Origin of the sequence: Pseudomonas svalbardensis (assembly GCF_030053115.1) — a bacterium.
Lineage (GTDB): Bacteria > Pseudomonadota > Gammaproteobacteria > Pseudomonadales > Pseudomonadaceae > Aquipseudomonas > Aquipseudomonas svalbardensis.
In genome coordinates this window covers 4549754-4566281 of the sequence record NZ_CP125619.1, presented here as the reverse complement: position 1 = coordinate 4566281, position 16528 = coordinate 4549754, and the positions used below count along the sequence as shown (strand labels likewise).

The 16528-nt window shown below is 59.2% G+C and carries 15 protein-coding genes; 13 read left to right on the top strand and 2 right to left on the bottom strand.

The features are described 5' to 3' along the window. Positions 1-93 precede the first annotated feature (93 nt). Together QFX16_RS21045 and QFX16_RS21040 are read left to right on the top strand one after the other, a co-directional pair. Complete coding sequence (locus tag QFX16_RS21045; RefSeq protein ID WP_283181188.1) at positions 94-1404, top strand: MFS transporter; 1311 nt, start codon at positions 94-96, stop codon at positions 1402-1404. 60 nt (positions 1405-1464) lie between these two features. Next, positions 1465-2268: an IclR family transcriptional regulator gene (locus tag QFX16_RS21040; RefSeq protein ID WP_008152270.1), complete on the top strand. Its 804-nt coding sequence runs from the start codon at positions 1465-1467 to the stop codon at positions 2266-2268. Here the strand turns inward: QFX16_RS21040 and QFX16_RS21035 are convergent, their stop codons facing one another. Next, positions 2269-3321, bottom strand: a complete 1053-nt coding sequence (locus QFX16_RS21035) for an NAD(P)-dependent alcohol dehydrogenase (protein ID WP_283181187.1) — start codon at positions 3319-3321, stop codon at positions 2269-2271. 190 nt (positions 3322-3511) lie between these two features. Here QFX16_RS21035 and QFX16_RS21030 point away from each other — a divergent pair, with 190 nt between their 5' ends. Continuing rightward, the gene (locus QFX16_RS21030; RefSeq protein ID WP_283181186.1) at positions 3512-4402 is read left to right on the top strand and encodes an AraC family transcriptional regulator; all 891 of its coding nucleotides are present in this window, start codon (positions 3512-3514) and stop codon (positions 4400-4402) included. Positions 4403-4498: 96 nt separating this feature from the next. Here the strand turns inward: QFX16_RS21030 and QFX16_RS21025 are convergent, their stop codons facing one another. Further along, positions 4499-6163: an electron transfer flavoprotein-ubiquinone oxidoreductase gene (locus tag QFX16_RS21025; RefSeq protein WP_283181185.1), complete on the bottom strand. Its 1665-nt coding sequence runs from the start codon at positions 6161-6163 to the stop codon at positions 4499-4501. Between the two features lie 548 nt (positions 6164-6711). Here QFX16_RS21025 and QFX16_RS21020 point away from each other — a divergent pair. The 10 genes from QFX16_RS21020 (at position 6712) to QFX16_RS20975 (ending at position 16515) form a co-directional block, all read left to right on the top strand. Then, positions 6712-7461, top strand: a complete 750-nt coding sequence (locus tag QFX16_RS21020; RefSeq protein ID WP_056745417.1) for an electron transfer flavoprotein subunit beta/FixA family protein — start codon at positions 6712-6714, stop codon at positions 7459-7461. Between the two features lie 2 nt (positions 7462-7463). Further along, complete coding sequence (locus tag QFX16_RS21015) at positions 7464-8393, top strand: electron transfer flavoprotein subunit alpha/FixB family protein (RefSeq protein ID WP_283181184.1); 930 nt, start codon at positions 7464-7466, stop codon at positions 8391-8393. 80 nt (positions 8394-8473) lie between these two features. After that, positions 8474-9310 (top strand): substrate-binding periplasmic protein, encoded by an 837-nt coding sequence (locus QFX16_RS21010; RefSeq protein WP_283181183.1) that lies wholly within the window; start codon positions 8474-8476, stop codon positions 9308-9310. Positions 9311-9319: 9 nt separating this feature from the next. Next, entirely contained in the window at positions 9320-9676 is a 357-nt protein-coding gene (locus tag QFX16_RS21005; protein ID WP_283181182.1) for a DUF4398 domain-containing protein, read from the top strand. Then, positions 9673-10485, top strand: a complete 813-nt coding sequence (locus QFX16_RS21000) for an OmpA family protein (protein WP_123364827.1) — start codon at positions 9673-9675, stop codon at positions 10483-10485. The genes QFX16_RS21005 and QFX16_RS21000 overlap by 4 nt, the downstream gene beginning before the upstream one ends. Positions 10486-10686: 201 nt before the next feature. Further along, positions 10687-12126: an aminotransferase-like domain-containing protein gene (locus tag QFX16_RS20995; RefSeq protein ID WP_008146981.1), complete on the top strand. Its 1440-nt coding sequence runs from the start codon at positions 10687-10689 to the stop codon at positions 12124-12126. An 88-nt stretch (positions 12127-12214) separates the two neighbouring features. Further along, entirely contained in the window at positions 12215-12682 is a 468-nt protein-coding gene (locus QFX16_RS20990; RefSeq protein WP_283181181.1) for a translation initiation factor 2, read from the top strand. Between the two features lie 162 nt (positions 12683-12844). After that, positions 12845-13099, top strand: coding sequence for a YkgJ family cysteine cluster protein (locus QFX16_RS20985; protein WP_283181180.1), 255 nt, complete (start codon positions 12845-12847; stop codon positions 13097-13099). A gap of 41 nt (positions 13100-13140) precedes the next feature. After that, on the top strand, positions 13141-13746 hold the full coding sequence (locus QFX16_RS20980) for an START domain-containing protein (RefSeq protein ID WP_283181179.1): 606 nt from the start codon (positions 13141-13143) through the stop codon (positions 13744-13746). Between the two features lie 675 nt (positions 13747-14421). Further along, positions 14422-16515 (top strand): LTA synthase family protein, encoded by a 2094-nt coding sequence (locus QFX16_RS20975; protein ID WP_283181178.1) that lies wholly within the window; start codon positions 14422-14424, stop codon positions 16513-16515. Positions 16516-16528 lie beyond the last annotated feature (13 nt).

Here is a 16528-nt window from a genome sequence, read left to right as displayed (position 1 = left end):
GGCTCCCACAATTAGATCTCCATGGACAGGATGATTTACGGCAACCCCCCGATTTCACATCGACCTCAACAAACATAAGAAGAGGCATTCCCCATGCACCCGCAAACCCTCACCGGGCAGGCGTCGTTGGTGACGCCCAGTCGCAAGCGTTTTTTCATCATGGTGCTGCTGTTTATCACCGTGGTGATCAACTACCTGGACCGTAGCAACCTGTCCATCGCCGCCCCGGCACTCACCAGTGAACTGGGCATCGATCCGATCCACGTCGGGCTGATTTTCTCGGCATTCGGCTGGACTTACGCCGCCATGCAAATTCCCGGCGGCTGGCTGGTGGATCGGGTACCGCCGCGGATTCTTTATAGCGTCGCATTGCTGCTGTGGTCGATTGCCACGGTGATGCTCGGCTTCGCCGCCAGCTTCATCGCACTGTTCGTGTTGCGCATGGCAGTCGGTGCGCTGGAAGCGCCGGCGTACCCGATCAACAGCCGTGTGGTCACCACCTGGTTTCCTGAGCGTGAACGCGCCACAGCCATCGGTTTCTACACGTCCGGGCAATTCGTCGGTCTGGCGTTCCTGACGCCGGTGTTGGCCTGGCTGCAGCATCAATATGGCTGGCACATGGTGTTTGTCAGCACCGGTGCGGTGGGCATTCTCTGGGCGGTGATCTGGTACGCGGTGTATCGCGAGCCACGGGATTTCAAAGGCGCCAATGACGCCGAAATCGAGCTGATCCGCGAATGTGGCGGGCTGGTGGATATCCAGGCTGAACAAGCCAAAGTCAAAGCCAAACTCAGCTGGACCGACCTCGGCATCGTGCTGACCAAGCGCAAGTTGTGGGGCATTTATCTCGGCCAGTTCTGCCTCAACTCGACGTTGTGGTTTTTTCTGACGTGGTTCCCGACCTACCTGGTGAAATATCGCGGTATGGACTTCATCAAGTCCGGCCTGTTGGCGTCGCTGCCGTTTCTCGCCGCCTTCGTCGGTGTGCTCTGTTCCGGGTTCTTCTCCGACGGGCTGATCCGCCGCGGCTACACCGTGGGTTTTGCCCGCAAGTTGCCGATCATTGGCGGCCTGCTGATTTCCACTTCGATCATCGGCGCCAACTTCGTCGAGTCGACACCGCTGGTGATTGCCTTCCTCGCGTTGGCGTTCTTCGGTAACGGGCTGGCTTCGATCACCTGGTCGCTGGTTTCGACGTTGGCCCCGGCGCGATTGCTCGGGTTGACCGGTGGGGTGTTCAACTTCATCGGCAACCTGTCGGCGATTACCACGCCGATCGTCATCGGTTTCCTCGCGACCGGTGATTCGTTCGCTCCCGCGATCACCTATATCTCGGTTCTGGCGTTGATTGGCGCACTTTCCTACATCTTGCTGGTCGGCAAAGTCGAGCGTATCAAGTTGTAGTTGCGGCATTCGGGCGACCATAATGCCGCCCGTTCACTCGCTCAACGGTAAAGGCTGGATATGCAGGAAGACGCCCCAAAAATCGCCAAGGACGCCGCACCGACTGGCACCCAGACACTGCTTCGTGGATTGGGTGTGGTTCAGGCCGTGGCCAGTGGTGCCCGCGATCTCAAGGAGATCGCCCGGCTGATCGGTACCACGCGCAGCACCACCCATCGTCTGGCCAGTTGCCTGGTGGACGAGCGTTATCTGCGTGTGGTGCCGCAAGTCGGTTATCTGTTGGGGCCGAAGCTGATCGAACTGGGCTTCCAGGCGCGTGAAGAATTGCCGCTGGTCACATTGGCCGGGCCGTATCTGGATGAGTTGTCGGCGTTGACCGGCGACACCATTCATCTGGCGATTCGTGAAGGCGACGAGGTGCTGTACCTGCACAAGAATCCGGGGCGCAATGGTCCGGAAATGCGTTCGCGGGTCGGCCATCGCATGCCGTTGGCGCGTACCGGGATCGGCAAGGCACTGATGCTCGATGACACGCAGGAAGAGTGGCAACGGCTTTACGAAGTCAGCTTGCCGGCGGGTGGGAAAAACCAGTTCTGGCCGCAGCACCCGGAGCAGTCCTGGGAGCAGTTTCAGCAGCGCATGGTCGAGTATGTGGCGGGCGGTTATGCATTCGATCTGGAAGATAACGAACCGTCGATCCGCTGTGTGGCGGCGCCGATCCGTGATGCCAGCAAGCGCATCGTTGCCGGCATCAGCATCGCCAGCACCGTGCCGTATATGCCGCTGGAGAAAATGGCCGAGCTGATTCCCCTGATCAAAGGGGTCACAGCCCGGCTTTCGGCGGAGCTTGGCGCCAAGGTCTGATTAGACCTTCAGCGTGGCCATATCGATGACGAAGCGGTACTTCACGTCACCCGCGATCATGCGGGCGTAAGCCTCGTTTATCTGGCGGATGTCGAGCATTTCGATGTCGCAGGTGATGTTGTGCTCGGCGCAGAAATCCAGCACCTCCTGGGTTTCGGCGATGCCACCGATCAGCGAGCCGGCCAGCACACGACGGCCCAATACCAGTTTGGCGGCGTGGACCGGTGGATCGACCGGTTCGATCAAGCCCACCAGAATGTGCACGCCGTCGAAACGTAGCGTATCGAGGTAGGGATTGAGGTCGTGCTGCACCGGAATGGTGTCCAGCAGGAAGTCGAAATGTCCTGCGGCGGCCTTCATCTGTTCGGCATCGGTGGACACGATCACGTGGTCCGCACCCTGGCGACGACCTTCTTCAGCCTTGCTCGCCGAGCGAGTGAACAGCGTCACTTCAGCGCCCATTGCCTTGGCGAACTTGATGCCCATGTGGCCGAGGCCGCCCATGCCGAGAATCCCGACCTTGTCGCCCGCTTTCACCCCGTAGTGCTTGAGCGGCGAATAGGTGGTGATGCCGGCACACAGGATCGGCGCGGCGCTGGCCGGGTCGAGTTTCTCGGGGATGCGCACCACGAAGTGTTCGCTGACCACGATGCTGTCGGAATAGCCGCCCATGGTGTTGCTGCCGTCGACGCGGTCCGGGGTGGCGTAGGTCATGGTCGGACCTTCGAGGCAGTATTGCTCGAGGTTCGACTGGCAGGCTTCGCAACTGCGGCAGGAATCAACCATGCAGCCGACGCCAACCAGGTCGCCGACTTTGTGCTGGGTGACGTTCGCACCGATGGCGGTAACTTTGCCTACGATCTCGTGGCCAGGCATCAGCGGATAGACGGCAATGCCCCACTCGTTGCGTGCCTGATGGATGTCGGAATGGCAGACGCCGCAGTAGAGAATGTCGATCGCAACGTCGTCGGCCCGTGGGCTGCGGCGCTCGAACTTCACGGGGGCGAGGGGAGTGGTGGCCGACTGGGCGGCGTATCCGATGGCGGTGTACATGATGAACCTCGCAAAAGCTGTGACGGGTGAGGTGGCGCATTCTGGGCGCCGCACCGGCCACCGACCATGGCGATTCCTCCGGGTGTCATGCCTAATCCTCCGGCATCAGCCTTCAATGGGTCGCATTGGCCATCAGACCTGCGATGATGCTTTCATCCCTATTTTCGCGACTTTTTTGTGAAGAGCCCTCATGTTGTTGACCCGTCATCTGGATGCCAATGCCACCCTGGTTTCATTGATACAGCCGCTGACCACCCGCGACGGTTTTGCTCCCACGGCGTTGCCGGGTGTGCAGGTTTTGCGGGCCAGTTGTGATGTGGCTCGCGGCCCGCAGATTTACGAGCCGAGTCTGGTGATCATCGCCCAGGGCAGCAAGCTGGCGTATCTGGGGCCGCGTACGCTGGAGTACGGCGCCGGGCATTATCTGATTCAGGCACTGCCGGTGCCGTTCGAGTGCGAAACGTTTTCGGCGCCGGATGGGCCGATGCTCGGGGTGTCCATCGCCATCGACCGGGTGTTGCTCGGTGAGTTGGTCTTGGCCATGGGCCTAGCGCCGGGGCGTAGTATTGCGGCGCAAACGCCAGAGTCCATGACCTCGGCGGTGCTCGACGATGCGATGCGTGGTTGTGTTGAGCGGCTGCTGCGTTGCCTGCACGATCCGCTGGAATGCCAGGTGATGGGGCAGGCGCGGTTGCGCGAGTTGTTGTTCGTCGCCTTGCGCGGGCCGCAAGCCGATGTGTTGCGGGCGCTGGTCGAGCAACAGGGGCAATTCGCCCGGATCGCGGCATCGCTCAGCCATCTGCATGCGCATTACACCGAGCCGCTGAACGTCGAAACCCTAGCCAGTTGCGCGAACATGAGTGCGTCGACCTTTCACGAGCATTTCAAACGCAGCACGTTGTTGTCGCCAGTGCAGTACTTGAAGCGTTTGCGTTTGCTCAGGGCCCAGCAGTTACTGCTGGGCGAGGGGTTGGGCGTGGCTCAGGTGGCGCATCGGGTCGGGTATCAAAGCACGTCGCAGTTCAGTCGCGAGTACAAGCGCTACTTCGAGCGTAATCCTGGTGATGAGCGTGCTGCTTGATTCGCCGCTGATCCCCCACATTGGTTTGTGGTGTGGCTTGAATTGCAGGCAACAAAAAGGCCCCCGTTCGGGAGCCTTGATGTTCAGCCGTTCGACTTACATGTTCGGATAAGTCGGGCCGCCAGAGCCTTCCGGCGCCACCCAGGTGATGTTCTGTGCAGGATCCTTGATGTCGCAGGTCTTGCAGTGAACGCAGTTCTGGGCGTTGATCTGGAAGCGCTTCTCGCCGTCTTCCTTGGTTACCACTTCGTACACGCCGGCCGGGCAGTAACGCTGGGCAGGCTCATCGTAGAGCGGCAGGTTCTTGGCGATCGGGATGCTCGGATCGGTCAGCTTCAGGTGGCACGGCTGCTCTTCTTCATGGTTGGTACCGGAGATGAACACCGAGCTGAGTTTGTCGAAGCTGATCTTGCCGTCCGGTTTCGGGTAGTCGATTTTCTTGCAGTCGGCCGCAAGCTTGAGGCAAGCGTAGTCCGGCTTGGTGTCGTGCAAGGTGAACGGCAGTTTGCCGCCGAAGATGTTCTGGTCGAGCCAGTTGAAACCGCCGCCGACGATGGCGCCGAACTTGTGGATCGCCGGACCAAAGTTGCGGCTGGCGAACAGTTCGTCGTAGAGCCAGCTCTTCTTGAACGCGTCGACGTAAGTGGTCAGCTCTTCGGTGCCGTCCTTTTCAGCGTACAGCGCCTCGGCCACGGATTCAGCGGCGAGCATGCCGGACTTCATGGCGGTGTGGCTGCCTTTGATCTTGGCGAAGTTCAGGGTGCCGAGGTCGCAACCGATCAGCGCGCCGCCCTTGAAGACCATTTTCGGCAGGGAGTTCAGGCCACCTTTGCTGATGGCGCGAGCGCCGTAGCTGATGCGCTTGCCGCCTTCCAGGTACTGCTTGAGCACTGGGTGATGCTTGAGGCGCTGGAACTCGTCGAATGGCGACAGGTAGGTGTTGCTGTAGGAAAGATCGACGATCAGACCGACTACAACTTGGTTGTTTTCCAGGTGATAGAGGAACGAGCCACCGGTGTTCTCGGTGCCCATGATGTCCAGCGGCCAGCCGGCGGTGTGGACCACCAGACCTGGTTGATGCTTGGTCGGGTCGATTTCCCAGATTTCTTTCAGGCCGATGCCGTAGTGCTGGGCGTCGGCATCGCTGTCGAGGTTGAAGCGCTTGATCAGTTGCTTGCCGATATGGCCACGGCAACCTTCGGCGAACAGCGTGTACTTGCCACGCAGTTCCATGCCCGGGGTGTACAGGCCTTCTTTCGGATGGCCTTCGCGGTCAACGCCCAGATCACCGGTGATAATCCCGCGAACCACGCCGTTTTCGTCGAACAGCGCCTCCTGAGCGGCGAAGCCTGGGTAGATTTCCACGCCCAGGTTTTCGGCCTGCTGAGCCAGCCAGCGGCACAGGTTGCCCAGGGAGATGATGTAGTTGCCTTCGTTGTGCATGGTCTTGGGCACAAAGAGGTCAGGAATCTTTTGCGCGCTGTCGGCGTTCTTGAGAACGAAGATGTCATCGCGGGTGACTGGCGTATTCAGCGGGGCGCCGAGTTCTTTCCAGTCCGGGAACAATTCGTTCAGGGCGCGTGGTTCGAACACGGCACCGGACAGGATGTGAGCACCCACTTCGGAGCCTTTTTCGACCACGCAGACGCTGATTTCCTTACCGGCTTCGGCGGCCTTCTGCTTCAATCGGCAGGCGGCGGAAAGACCAGCGGGGCCGGCACCGACGATGACCACGTCGAATTCCATGTATTCGCGTTCCACAGGTTATCTCCTACTCAAGGCTCAACAGTTTTTTTTCTAATTGGAGGTTTGGTGTCGCATCCATGAATTCCTGCGTAATGCAGGAAGAGGACAATCGATGAGCCACCTTTCTCTCTAAGGTGGCGCATTATATCTACACCACTCCTAGCGTCCAATACAAACGTTTGTTTGAATCAGCTCAAAGCCAGAGAAATCAAAGTCACGCGGCTTATGACTGGCCATTTTGCCGTATTGACCGGAATAGGCGTTCCGGTCAAGATACGGTCGGTTTTGCGCTCGCCGTAGGCTGACTGTTGGTTTCAAGAGCACCTCTAAAGACAGGGCGATGGCAGTACAAGGTGTGCGCAGCGCAGGTTCTGGCGCGCAGTTTACACGCCGCGATAATGAATGACTCGTGAGTCACCACTGACCAACGGTCATCTTCATCGTGAGCGCTTGTCACTTGACACCTTTGCCAGCGTTTTTAGAGGTGCCCTTGCGCCGATGAGCATCAAACCGCCAGGTTCGCCTAGGCGACTTTCTTTTCACCGGAGAGTAACGAGGAATCCATGAAGGTTCTTGTAGCTGTCAAACGCGTTGTGGATTACAACGTCAAGGTTCGCGTCAAGGCGGACAATTCCGGCGTCGACCTCGCCAACGTCAAGATGTCGATGAACCCGTTCTGCGAAATCGCAGTGGAAGAAGCCGTACGCCTGAAAGAGAAAGGTGTTGCGACTGAAATCGTCGTCGTCTCCATCGGCCCGTCCACCGCTCAAGAGCAACTGCGCACCGCGCTGGCTCTGGGTGCCGACCGCGCCATCCTCGTCGAATCCGCTGAAGACCTGACTTCGCTGGCCGTTGCCAAGCTGCTCAAGGCTGTTGTCGACAAGGAACAGCCTCAGCTGGTGATCCTTGGCAAACAAGCCATCGACAGCGACAACAACCAGACCGGCCAGATGCTCGCGGCATTGAGCGGCTACGGTCAGGGCACGTTCGCGTCCAAAGTCGAAATCAGCGGCGACACGGTTGCCGTGACTCGCGAAGTCGACGGCGGCGCGCAGACGGTTTCCCTGAAACTGCCGGCCATCGTCACCACCGACCTGCGTTTGAACGAGCCGCGCTACGCGTCCCTGCCAAACATCATGAAAGCCAAGAAGAAGCCTCTCGAAGTGCTGACTCCGGACGCTTTGGGCGTTTCCACCGCCTCCACCAACAAGACCGTGAAAGTCGAAGCGCCAGCTGCACGCAGCGCGGGTATCAAGGTCAAGTCGGTGGCTGAACTGGTCGAGAAACTGAAAAACGAAGCGAAGGTAATCTAATCATGACTATCTTGGTAATCGCTGAGCACGACAACAAGGTTGTGGCTCCTGCCACCCTGAACACCGTTGCTGCTGCCGCCAAAATTGGTGGCGACATTCACGTTCTGGTCGCTGGCCAGAATGTGGGTGCTGTTGCTGAAGCCGCTGCGAAAATCGCTGGCGTGGCTAAAGTGCTGGTGGCCGACAACGCCGCCTACGCTCATCAACTGCCGGAAAACGTTGCGCCGCTGGTGGCCGAATTGGGCAAGGGCTACAGCCACATCCTGGCTGCCGCGACTTCCAACGGCAAAAACATCCTGCCGCGCGTTGCCGCTCAGCTGGACGTTGACCAGATCTCCGAGATCATCTCGGTCGAAAGCGCTGACACTTTCAAGCGCCCGATCTACGCCGGTAACGCCATTGCTACCGTTCAATCGAACGCCGCAGTAAAAGTGATCACCGTGCGTGCTACCGGTTTCGACCCGGTCGCTGCTGAAGGTGGTTCGGCGGCTGTTGAAGCCGTTGCGGCTGCTCACGATGCTGGTATTTCCAGCTTCGTCGGCGAAGAACTGGCCAAGTCCGATCGTCCGGAACTGACCGCTGCCAAGATCGTCGTTTCCGGCGGTCGCGGCATGCAGAACGGCGACAACTTCAAACACCTGTACGCCCTGGCCGACAAGCTGGGCGCTGCTGTCGGTGCTTCCCGCGCCGCGGTCGATGCAGGTTTTGTACCCAACGACATGCAGGTCGGTCAGACCGGCAAGATCGTTGCTCCACAGCTGTACATCGCCGTCGGTATCTCCGGCGCGATCCAGCACCTGGCCGGCATGAAAGACTCCAAAGTGATCGTTGCGATCAACAAGGACGAAGAAGCGCCGATCTTCCAGGTGGCCGATTACGGCCTGGTAGCGGACCTGTTCGAAGCCATCCCTGAGTTCGAGAAGCTGGTCTAATCCAGCGGCCTGACTTATAAAGAGCCCGACCTTTTGGTCGGGCTTTTTTTTGTTCCGGATTTTAGTGGGAGAGTGTTGTCATGGATCTGCGCCGCGTTTACGGCTGGTCATTGCTGCTGGGTCTGACGTTGTTGCCGGCGCTGTCCGTCGCCGCGGGCAAGTGCGAGCGCCTGGTGGTGACCGGCAGCCCGGACGCGCCGCCGTACCTGTGGCAAGACCCGCAAAACCCCAAGCACCTGATCGGCGCCAGCGCTGACCTGTTGCAGCAAGTGGCGGGGGAGCTGGGAATCAAGGTCGAACTGCTTTACGCCGGCAAACGCTCTCAGGCTCTGGACGAAGTGCGCAGTGGACGAATGGACATGCTGGCGGATGCGTCATTGACGGTCAGCGAACTGGGCACTCTGGATTACATTCATCCGCCGTTACTGGAAAACGATTACCTGGTCTGGACCCGCAAAGACTCGACGCTGGTCTACAACGAAGCGCAGGACCTTCACGGTCATCCCGGCGCGTTGTCGGAAAAGTCTCGTATGACCCCGGCATTTGGCGTGTTCGCCGAGCAGCAATTGACCCTCGCACGCACGCCTAACCTGACCCAGGCCTTTCAGAAGTTGCTGCTGGGCGAGGTGGAATTTGTCCTGGCCGGACGCTACTCGGGCATGGCGGCCGCGCAGACACTTAACCTAGCCAACGACCTGATCGCCCGTCCTCAACCGATCGACAAACCCGGCCTGTTCCTCGCGGTTTCCCACAACTCCGCCTGCAACGATCCGTGGTTGCGCGGACAGCTGGCCAAAAAGATGACAGAATTGCCCGCGTCCGGACTGACGGAAGCCGTGCTGCAACGCAATATCGAGCGCTGGAAGGCGCAGCTCTCACAACCGCAGCAACCACCTGTCAGTACCCCAAAACAGTAGGGATTTTTAGTGAGTATTCGACCTCTTTTCGCTGCCCTGGCCGTTCTGGCTCTGGCGGGTTGTGCAGCCGATCCGGCGCCGAATGAACAAATGCGCCTGACCGAACAGGCACTCGAACAGGCCAAGGCTGTAGGCGCCACCGCCGCCGACGTGCCGGAAATGAAACTGGCTGAAGACAAGTTCAACCGCGCCAAGGGCAGCATGAACGACCAATCCTTCAAGAACGCGCGCATGCGGGCCGAGCAGGCCGAACTGGACGCGCGTCTGGCCGAAGCCCGGGTTCTGACCCTCAAGAGCGAGGAGCAGTTGAACGTGCTTAATACCCGCATCACTCGTGTGCGCAAGCAACTGGGAGATGCCCAATGAGCCTCAAGACCAAAGCCCTGGGCGGTTTGATCCTGGCAGGCTGCGCCAGCCTCTATGGTTGTGCCGGTCAGCACAGCGAGGCCGCGTTGCAGCAGGCCAGTACTGACTTCCAGAAGGTCAAGGAAGATTCCAACGTGCTGCGAATCGCGCCCAAGGACGTGATTCGTGCTGGTGAGTCGCTGGCCCGCGCCGATCGTCTGTCCAGTTACTGGGGCAGTGGATCGGACGTGCTGCATTACGCTTACCTGAGTGAGCGCTATAGCGAAATCGCGCGCGAACACACCAATCAGGTGCTCAACGAAGAACGTGCGGCGAAGCTCGAACTGGAGCGTCAGCGCCTGCAGCTAGCCTTGCGCGAATCCAAACTGCTCAGCGTGCAGCAGCAGGGCAAGTGGCTCGAAGAACAGATTGTCGCGCTGGCGACCACCCAGACCGACCGTGGCCTGGTGATGACCTTGGGCGACGTGCTGTTCGACACGGGCGAAGCGGAGTTGAAAAACTCGGCGAACCGCGTGGTGTTGAAGATCGTGCAGTTCCTGCAGCTCAACCCCAAGCGCGTAGTGCGCATCGAAGGTTATGCCGACAGTACCGGCGGCAAGCAGGAAAACCTCAAGCTGTCCCGTGACCGTGCACAATCGGTGGCGGACGTGCTGATGGATTTGGGCATCGATGATAAACGTATTCAGGTCGAAGGTTACGGTGATGAATATCCGGTCGACGTGAACGCCTCCGAACGGGGACGTGCACAGAACCGTCGGGTAGAAATTGTGTTCTCTGACGAAAAAGGCCAGCTCGGCGCTGCCCGCTAAGGGCTGCGTCACTGGAAAACCCGGCCTGCACGTCAGCGCCGGGTTTTTTTACGCCTGCTAATCAACTCACAAAACAGTACAGTTTTTGCTGACACTGCACTGTACGGTCGACTATTGTGGCAACTGTCCCAGTACACTTCTAAACTGTTCCGGTATTGTTTCACACAAGAATAAAATGCCCGTGAAATCGAGTGCTGCGTCATGACCAATCTCTTGCTCTACCAACGTATTGCTCAACAACTGGCCGAAGACATCCGCCGTGGCGTCTATCAACCGGGGGAGCGCGTGCCTTCGGTGCGCAAGATGAGCTCGCAGCTCAACGTCAGCCATGCGACGGTGTTGCAGGCTTACGCCAACCTCGAGGATCAGGGGCTGATCCGCGCCCGGCCGCAGTCCGGTTACTACGTGCACCAGACCCCGGCCCTGACCGCGCCGACACCGGACATCGCCCGGGTCGAGCGTCCAGGTCTGGTCACTCGCAGCAGCATCATCCAACAAGTTCTGGTCGAATCCCGCCGCGAGGGTGTGTTTCCCTTGGGCGCGGCGGTACCGAGCGTTGATTATCTGCCGGTGCGGGCGCTGCATCAGCAACTGGCCAAAGTCACCCGTTTCCATAGCCCGCGGGCGTTCAGCTACATGTTCAGCCCGGGTTTCGAACCCTTGCGCCGACAAGTGGCGATCCGCATGCGCGATGCCGGCGTGGTGGTCGATCCGTCGGAAGTGGTGATTACCCACGGCTGCGTCGATGCGTTGCAGATGTCCCTGCGTGTGCTGACTCGCCCGGGCGACCTGATCGCCGCCGAATCGCCGACCTACTACGGTTTGCTGCAACTGGCTGACCTGCTGGGCCTCAAGGTCATCGAGATTCCGAGCGATCCGGCCACCGGTATGAGCCTCGAAGCTTTGCAGCTGGCGGCCAACCAGTGGTCGATCAAGGCGCTGGTGCTGACCACTCGTTTGAGCAATCCATTGGGCGGCACCATGCCCGAAGAGCGGCAGAAGCAACTGCTGCGTCTGGCCTCGGATTTCGATATCCAGATTGTGGAAGACGATATCTACGGCGAACTGATGTTCGAGCAGGGGCGCACCAAATCACTTAAAGCCTACGATCGGCTGGATCGAGTGATCTATTGCTCAAGCTTCTCCAAAACCCTGTCGCCGGGCGTGCGGATCGGCTGGATGATTGCCGGCAAGTACCAGCAGGAAATCCAGCGTTTGCAGACCTTCAGCACCCATTCAGCCTGCAGCGTCACGCAGATGGGCATTGCGGCGTACCTGGAGAACGGTGGTTACGACCGGCATTTGCGCTACATCCGTCAGGAGTACCGCAAGAACCTCAGCGCTTTCCAGCTGGCGGTTCAGCAATACTTCCCGGAAGGCACACAGATGACCCGGCCGACCGGCGGCTTCATTCTGTGGGTCAGCCTGCCGGGGCGGGTCAACACGCAGGAGCTGCACGTTCGTGCGTTGCAGCAGGGCATCAGCATCGCGCCGGGGCTGATTTTCAGTAACACCGAGCAGTTCAACCACTGCATTCGGCTGAACTGCGGCACACCCTGGAACCGTGAAGCCGAACGTGCATTGATGACCTTGGGCATGCTCGCCACTCAGCTCTGTCAGGAGATGGTCGGCGGCTTTTGAGGGGGCGGGCAGGATATTCCTGCCCGAGCTTGTCATGTCGCGTGCAACAGGCGAGCATAGGACTCCTGCCGTTTGTACCGTTGGTTCCATGAAGCCGATTTTTCCCGCCGTCTGGCTATCGATCTGCCTGCTGATGACCTTCCAGGCCGAAGGCGTATTGGCGGCTTCCGTTCAAGAAAAACCGGCAGCAAGCGCCACCGCGAAAAAACCGGCACCGGTCAAGAAAGCTGCGCCGGTCAAAAAGAAAGCGGCCAAGGTGAAAAAGCGACCGCCGATTGCCTCCAAGTCCAAATCCGCCAGTGAGATCGCGAAAACCGAGCTTCCTTCGGCCGACCTGGATTTAAGCCTGCCCCAAGACATGGCCGAGGAGCTGAAACCGCTCGGTACGGTAGCGTTGCCACGGCACGATGCACTATTGCCGCAAATGTTTGGTGACAAGGCTGGTCCGTTTCAGCTCAACGGGAGGCTGATCAGCAACGAAATGCAGTTGCAACTGCGCAACGAAGAGCGTCATGAAGTCGAAGGCGCAGCCCTGGAATTCGAGTTCAAACGATAATTTCTTCCCGTCCGTGACCCGCTGGCCAGACGCTTTGTCGGAGACTGGTCAGTCACGCTCGTTTAAGCGAAAAACCCGGGCCCAGACAATTTTAAACAAGCGTTTTAGCGGTTACTCTGTGCCACGTCCTTTAACACATCGCCCGTCGAGGAGCTCGTCGTCATGAAATGCCGTGAAGGCTGTGGCGCCTGTTGCATTGCCCCTTCCATCAGTTCACCGATTCCTGGCATGCCCAATGGCAAGCCCGCCGGAGAACGTTGCGTACAACTCTCTGTCGATAACCTGTGCGGCATTTTCGGCCAACCGGAACGTCCTGCAGTGTGTTTGGCGTTCGAAGCCGACATCGAAGTCTGCGGAAGCAGCAGTGACGAAGCGATCAAATTGTTGGGTTGGTGGGAGCAAATGACGGCGGCGTGATGTGTTCAACGAACGGATCTTCAACAATAAGGAATAAGACTATGGGTTCGCTGCAACGTATGGCTGTGCTGTGTGGTTTGACGGTAATGCTCGCCACCACGGCTGCTCAGGCCGAAGACTGGAAAGTCGCCAAGGAACAGGACGGCATCAAGATCTCCTTGAGCGAGGTGGCCGGCTCCGATTACAAGGCCTACCGTGGTGTCACGCTGATGAAGACCACCGTGGCCAAACTGCGAGCTTTGCAGGAAGACGTGCCGGGGGCCTGCGCCTGGATTCACGAATGCAAGACTCAGAAATTGCTCAAACATGAAGGTGATCAGAGCTGGAGCTACACTCAGTTCAATACTCCTTGGCCGGTTACCGCGCGTGATTCGGTGCTGCATGTGACCACTGTCGAGGGGGCTGATGGCAGCCTGACCCGCAAACTCGAAGGTGTGCCGAAGTACATTCCTGAAGAAAAAGGCTTTGTGCGGGTTACCAAGGTCGACGGTTTCTGGAAGTTCGTGCCCAAGGGCGATCAGATCGAAGTGACCTATCAGGTGCACACCGAGCCGGGCGGTAGCATACCGTCGATGGTCGCCAACAAGTTTGTGGTTGATGCGCCGTTCAATACCTTGAAAGCCCTGAAAGAACGCGCCGAGAAGTAACTGCGGCGCTCTTTTGATTGGGGTACATATCCGTTTCTGCGGTAACGGCTGCTTAGGGTTCCGCCCTTACGGCAGGTCACTTTGGAAAAGAACCCCAAAGTAACCAAAGGGTTCCTGCCCCTTTCGTTCGGTGCCTCGCCTAGGCTCGGCATGCCCTCACTCCGGTCCTGCTCCGTGGGCCCGCCGCCATCGGCCATCCATGGCCGGGGGCGGCTAACCCGGCATCCATGCCGGGTTGCCCACTGCGCAGAACCTGCGCTCGGCCTCCCGAGGGGGCGTGCACCGCAAACGCCTAAGCGAGGCGGCCTACCGGCCGGCCTGGCTTCAAGTGAACGCATTTCCCTGTAAATACCGTCTTGAACCTCACCGAGCAAGCGCAAGTTTGGCCCGACTTGAGCCGCCATCACCACAGAACCGAACATCCCCCCGAACTAAAGGACATCAGGAGCAGGGGCCTTTATTTTGTTTCCGGATATCGCGTTGCACGAAATTTTCACAAAGCCTCCAAGACAATTCGCCCGCGCCAAACATGCCGGGCAGTAATCAATGGCAATGCCGCGGGTGATCGTGCAACATTTGCGCACCGCGCAAGTCCCGGGGCCGAGTACTGGCCAACAGAGGGCAAGGCGCCGCTGTATTTTTGAAACTTCAACTTCCAATGGGTCCTAAAACGACATGGCAAACCCGGACGCCCTGAGTCAGCAGCGAGCTTCTAGTCGCCTGCTGCAACCGACCGTCAAATCGCATCTGGCCTACACACTGCTGTGTGCCCTGGTCATGATGGTCATGTTCAGCCTGCTGCGCGTTGCGCTGCTGGTTTACAACCGCGAGATGATCCTCGACACCCCGGCCTCGACCTTTCTCGAAGCGTTCGCTAACGGTCTGCGTTTCGACCTGCGCCTGGTGGTATACCTCTGCATTCCATTGCTGCTGGCGCTGTTCAGCGCCCGAGCCATGGCCGCACGCGGATTCTTCCGTTTCTGGCTGACCATTGCCTCGAGCATCGCGCTGTTCCTGGGCCTGATGGAGATGGACTTCTACCGCGAGTTCCACCAGCGCCTCAACGGCCTGGTCTTCCAATATGTAAAGGAAGACCCGAAAACCGTGATGAGCATGCTCTGGTACGGTTTCCCGGTGGTTCGCTACCTGCTGGCCTGGGCCGTGGGCACGTTGATCCTGACTCTGGCGTTCAAGGGCGCCGACCGCGCCACCCGGCCTCGTGGCCCCTTCAGCGGCGGCAGCATCGGCACGCGCCAAGTCGCCCCGTGGTACTCACGCATCGCGGTGTTTGTCGTCTGCCTGCTGGTCTGCGTGGTCGCCGCTCGTGGCACTCTGCGTCAGGGCCCGCCAATGCGCTGGGGTGACGTCTACACCACCGACTCGAACTTCGCCAACCAGTTGGGCCTCAACGGCACCTTGTCGCTGGTCGCCGCGGCCAAGAGCCGGATGTCCGAAAATCGCGACAACATATGGAAGGCCACCCTGCCACAGCCTGAAGCGCAGAAAATCGTGCGTGACATGCTGGTGATGGCGGACGACAAACTGGTGGATGCCGAAACCGCAGCCGTGCGTCGCGACTACACGCCGCCGGCTGACAAGACCCTGCCGATCAAGAACGTCGTCGTGATCCTAATGGAAAGCATGGCCGGTCACTCGGTGGGCGCCTTGGGTGCACCGGGTAACATCACGCCGTACCTCGACAAACTGTCGAAGGAAGGCCTGATGTTCGACCGCTTCTTCTCCAACGGGACCCATACCCACCAGGGTATGTTCGCCACCATGGCGTGCTTCCCGAACCTGCCAGGTTTCGAATACCTGATGCAGACGCCGGAAGGCAGCCACAAGTTGTCCGGCCTGCCGCAATTGCTCAGTGCCCGTGACTATGACGACGTGTACGTCTACAACGGCGACTTCGCTTGGGATAACCAGTCGGGTTTCTTCAGCAACCAGGGCATGACCAACTTCATTGGTCGTAACGACTTCGTGAACCCGGTGTTCTCCGATCCGACCTGGGGCGTGTCCGACCAGGACATGTTCGACCGTGGTCTGGTAGAGCTCAAGGCGCGGGAAAACGGCAAGCCGTTCTATGCGTTGCTGCAAACCCTGTCCAACCACACGCCATACGCCTTGCCGACACCATTGCCGGTTGAGCGCGTGACCGATCGCGGTAGTCTGAACGAGCATTTGACTGCCATGCGCTATGCGGACTGGGCGCTGGGCCAGTTCTTTGAAAAGGCCCGCAAGGAGCCGTATTTCAAGGAAACCCTGTTTGTGATCGTCGGCGACCACGGTTTTGGCAACGAGCGTCAGATCACCGAAATGGACCTGGGCCGCTTCAACGTGCCGATGCTGATGATCGCACCGGGCATCCAGGAAAAGTTCGGCGAGCGTGACCATACCGTGGGCACGCAGATCGACATAGTGCCGACCATCATGGGCCGTATTGGTGGCGAAGTGCGTCATCAGTGCTGGGGCCGCGATTTGCTCAACCTGCCTGAAGGCGACACCGGTTTTGGCGTGATCAAACCGTCGGGTAGCGAGCAGACCACCGCCATCATCACGGCTGATCAGATTCTGGTGCTGCCGAAGGAAAAGGAAATGGCGCCGAAGATGTACCAGTACGAACTGGGCGCGACACCTCACGCCGAGATCGTTGCGGATGCACCGCGTACCGCTGAGCTGAAGCTCAAGCTCGAAGCGTTCCTGCAAACGGCGACCAAGGGCCTGATCGACAACACCGCCGGTGTGGTTGACGGCAAGCCTGACTAAGTCTTGATGCAAT

Excerpts from the sequence above, each read along its gene's own strand:
- QFX16_RS21045 (WP_283181188.1), top strand. The coding sequence starts at position 94 with ATGCACCCGCAAACCCTCACCGGGCAGGCGTCGTTGGTGACGCCCAGT.
- QFX16_RS21040 (WP_008152270.1), top strand. The coding sequence starts at position 1,465 with ATGCAGGAAGACGCCCCAAAAATCGCCAAGGACGCCGCACCGACTGGC.
- QFX16_RS21035 (WP_283181187.1), bottom strand. The coding sequence starts at position 3,321 with ATGTACACCGCCATCGGATACGCCGCCCAGTCGGCCACCACTCCCCTC.
- QFX16_RS21030 (WP_283181186.1), top strand. The coding sequence starts at position 3,512 with ATGTTGTTGACCCGTCATCTGGATGCCAATGCCACCCTGGTTTCATTG.
- QFX16_RS21020 (WP_056745417.1), top strand. The coding sequence starts at position 6,712 with ATGAAGGTTCTTGTAGCTGTCAAACGCGTTGTGGATTACAACGTCAAG.
- QFX16_RS21015 (WP_283181184.1), top strand. The coding sequence starts at position 7,464 with ATGACTATCTTGGTAATCGCTGAGCACGACAACAAGGTTGTGGCTCCT.
- QFX16_RS21010 (WP_283181183.1), top strand. The coding sequence starts at position 8,474 with ATGGATCTGCGCCGCGTTTACGGCTGGTCATTGCTGCTGGGTCTGACG.
- QFX16_RS21000 (WP_123364827.1), top strand. The coding sequence starts at position 9,673 with ATGAGCCTCAAGACCAAAGCCCTGGGCGGTTTGATCCTGGCAGGCTGC.
- QFX16_RS20995 (WP_008146981.1), top strand. The coding sequence starts at position 10,687 with ATGACCAATCTCTTGCTCTACCAACGTATTGCTCAACAACTGGCCGAA.
- QFX16_RS20990 (WP_283181181.1), top strand. The coding sequence starts at position 12,215 with ATGAAGCCGATTTTTCCCGCCGTCTGGCTATCGATCTGCCTGCTGATG.
- QFX16_RS20985 (WP_283181180.1), top strand. The coding sequence starts at position 12,845 with ATGAAATGCCGTGAAGGCTGTGGCGCCTGTTGCATTGCCCCTTCCATC.
- QFX16_RS20980 (WP_283181179.1), top strand. The coding sequence starts at position 13,141 with ATGGGTTCGCTGCAACGTATGGCTGTGCTGTGTGGTTTGACGGTAATG.
- QFX16_RS20975 (WP_283181178.1), top strand. The coding sequence starts at position 14,422 with ATGGCAAACCCGGACGCCCTGAGTCAGCAGCGAGCTTCTAGTCGCCTG.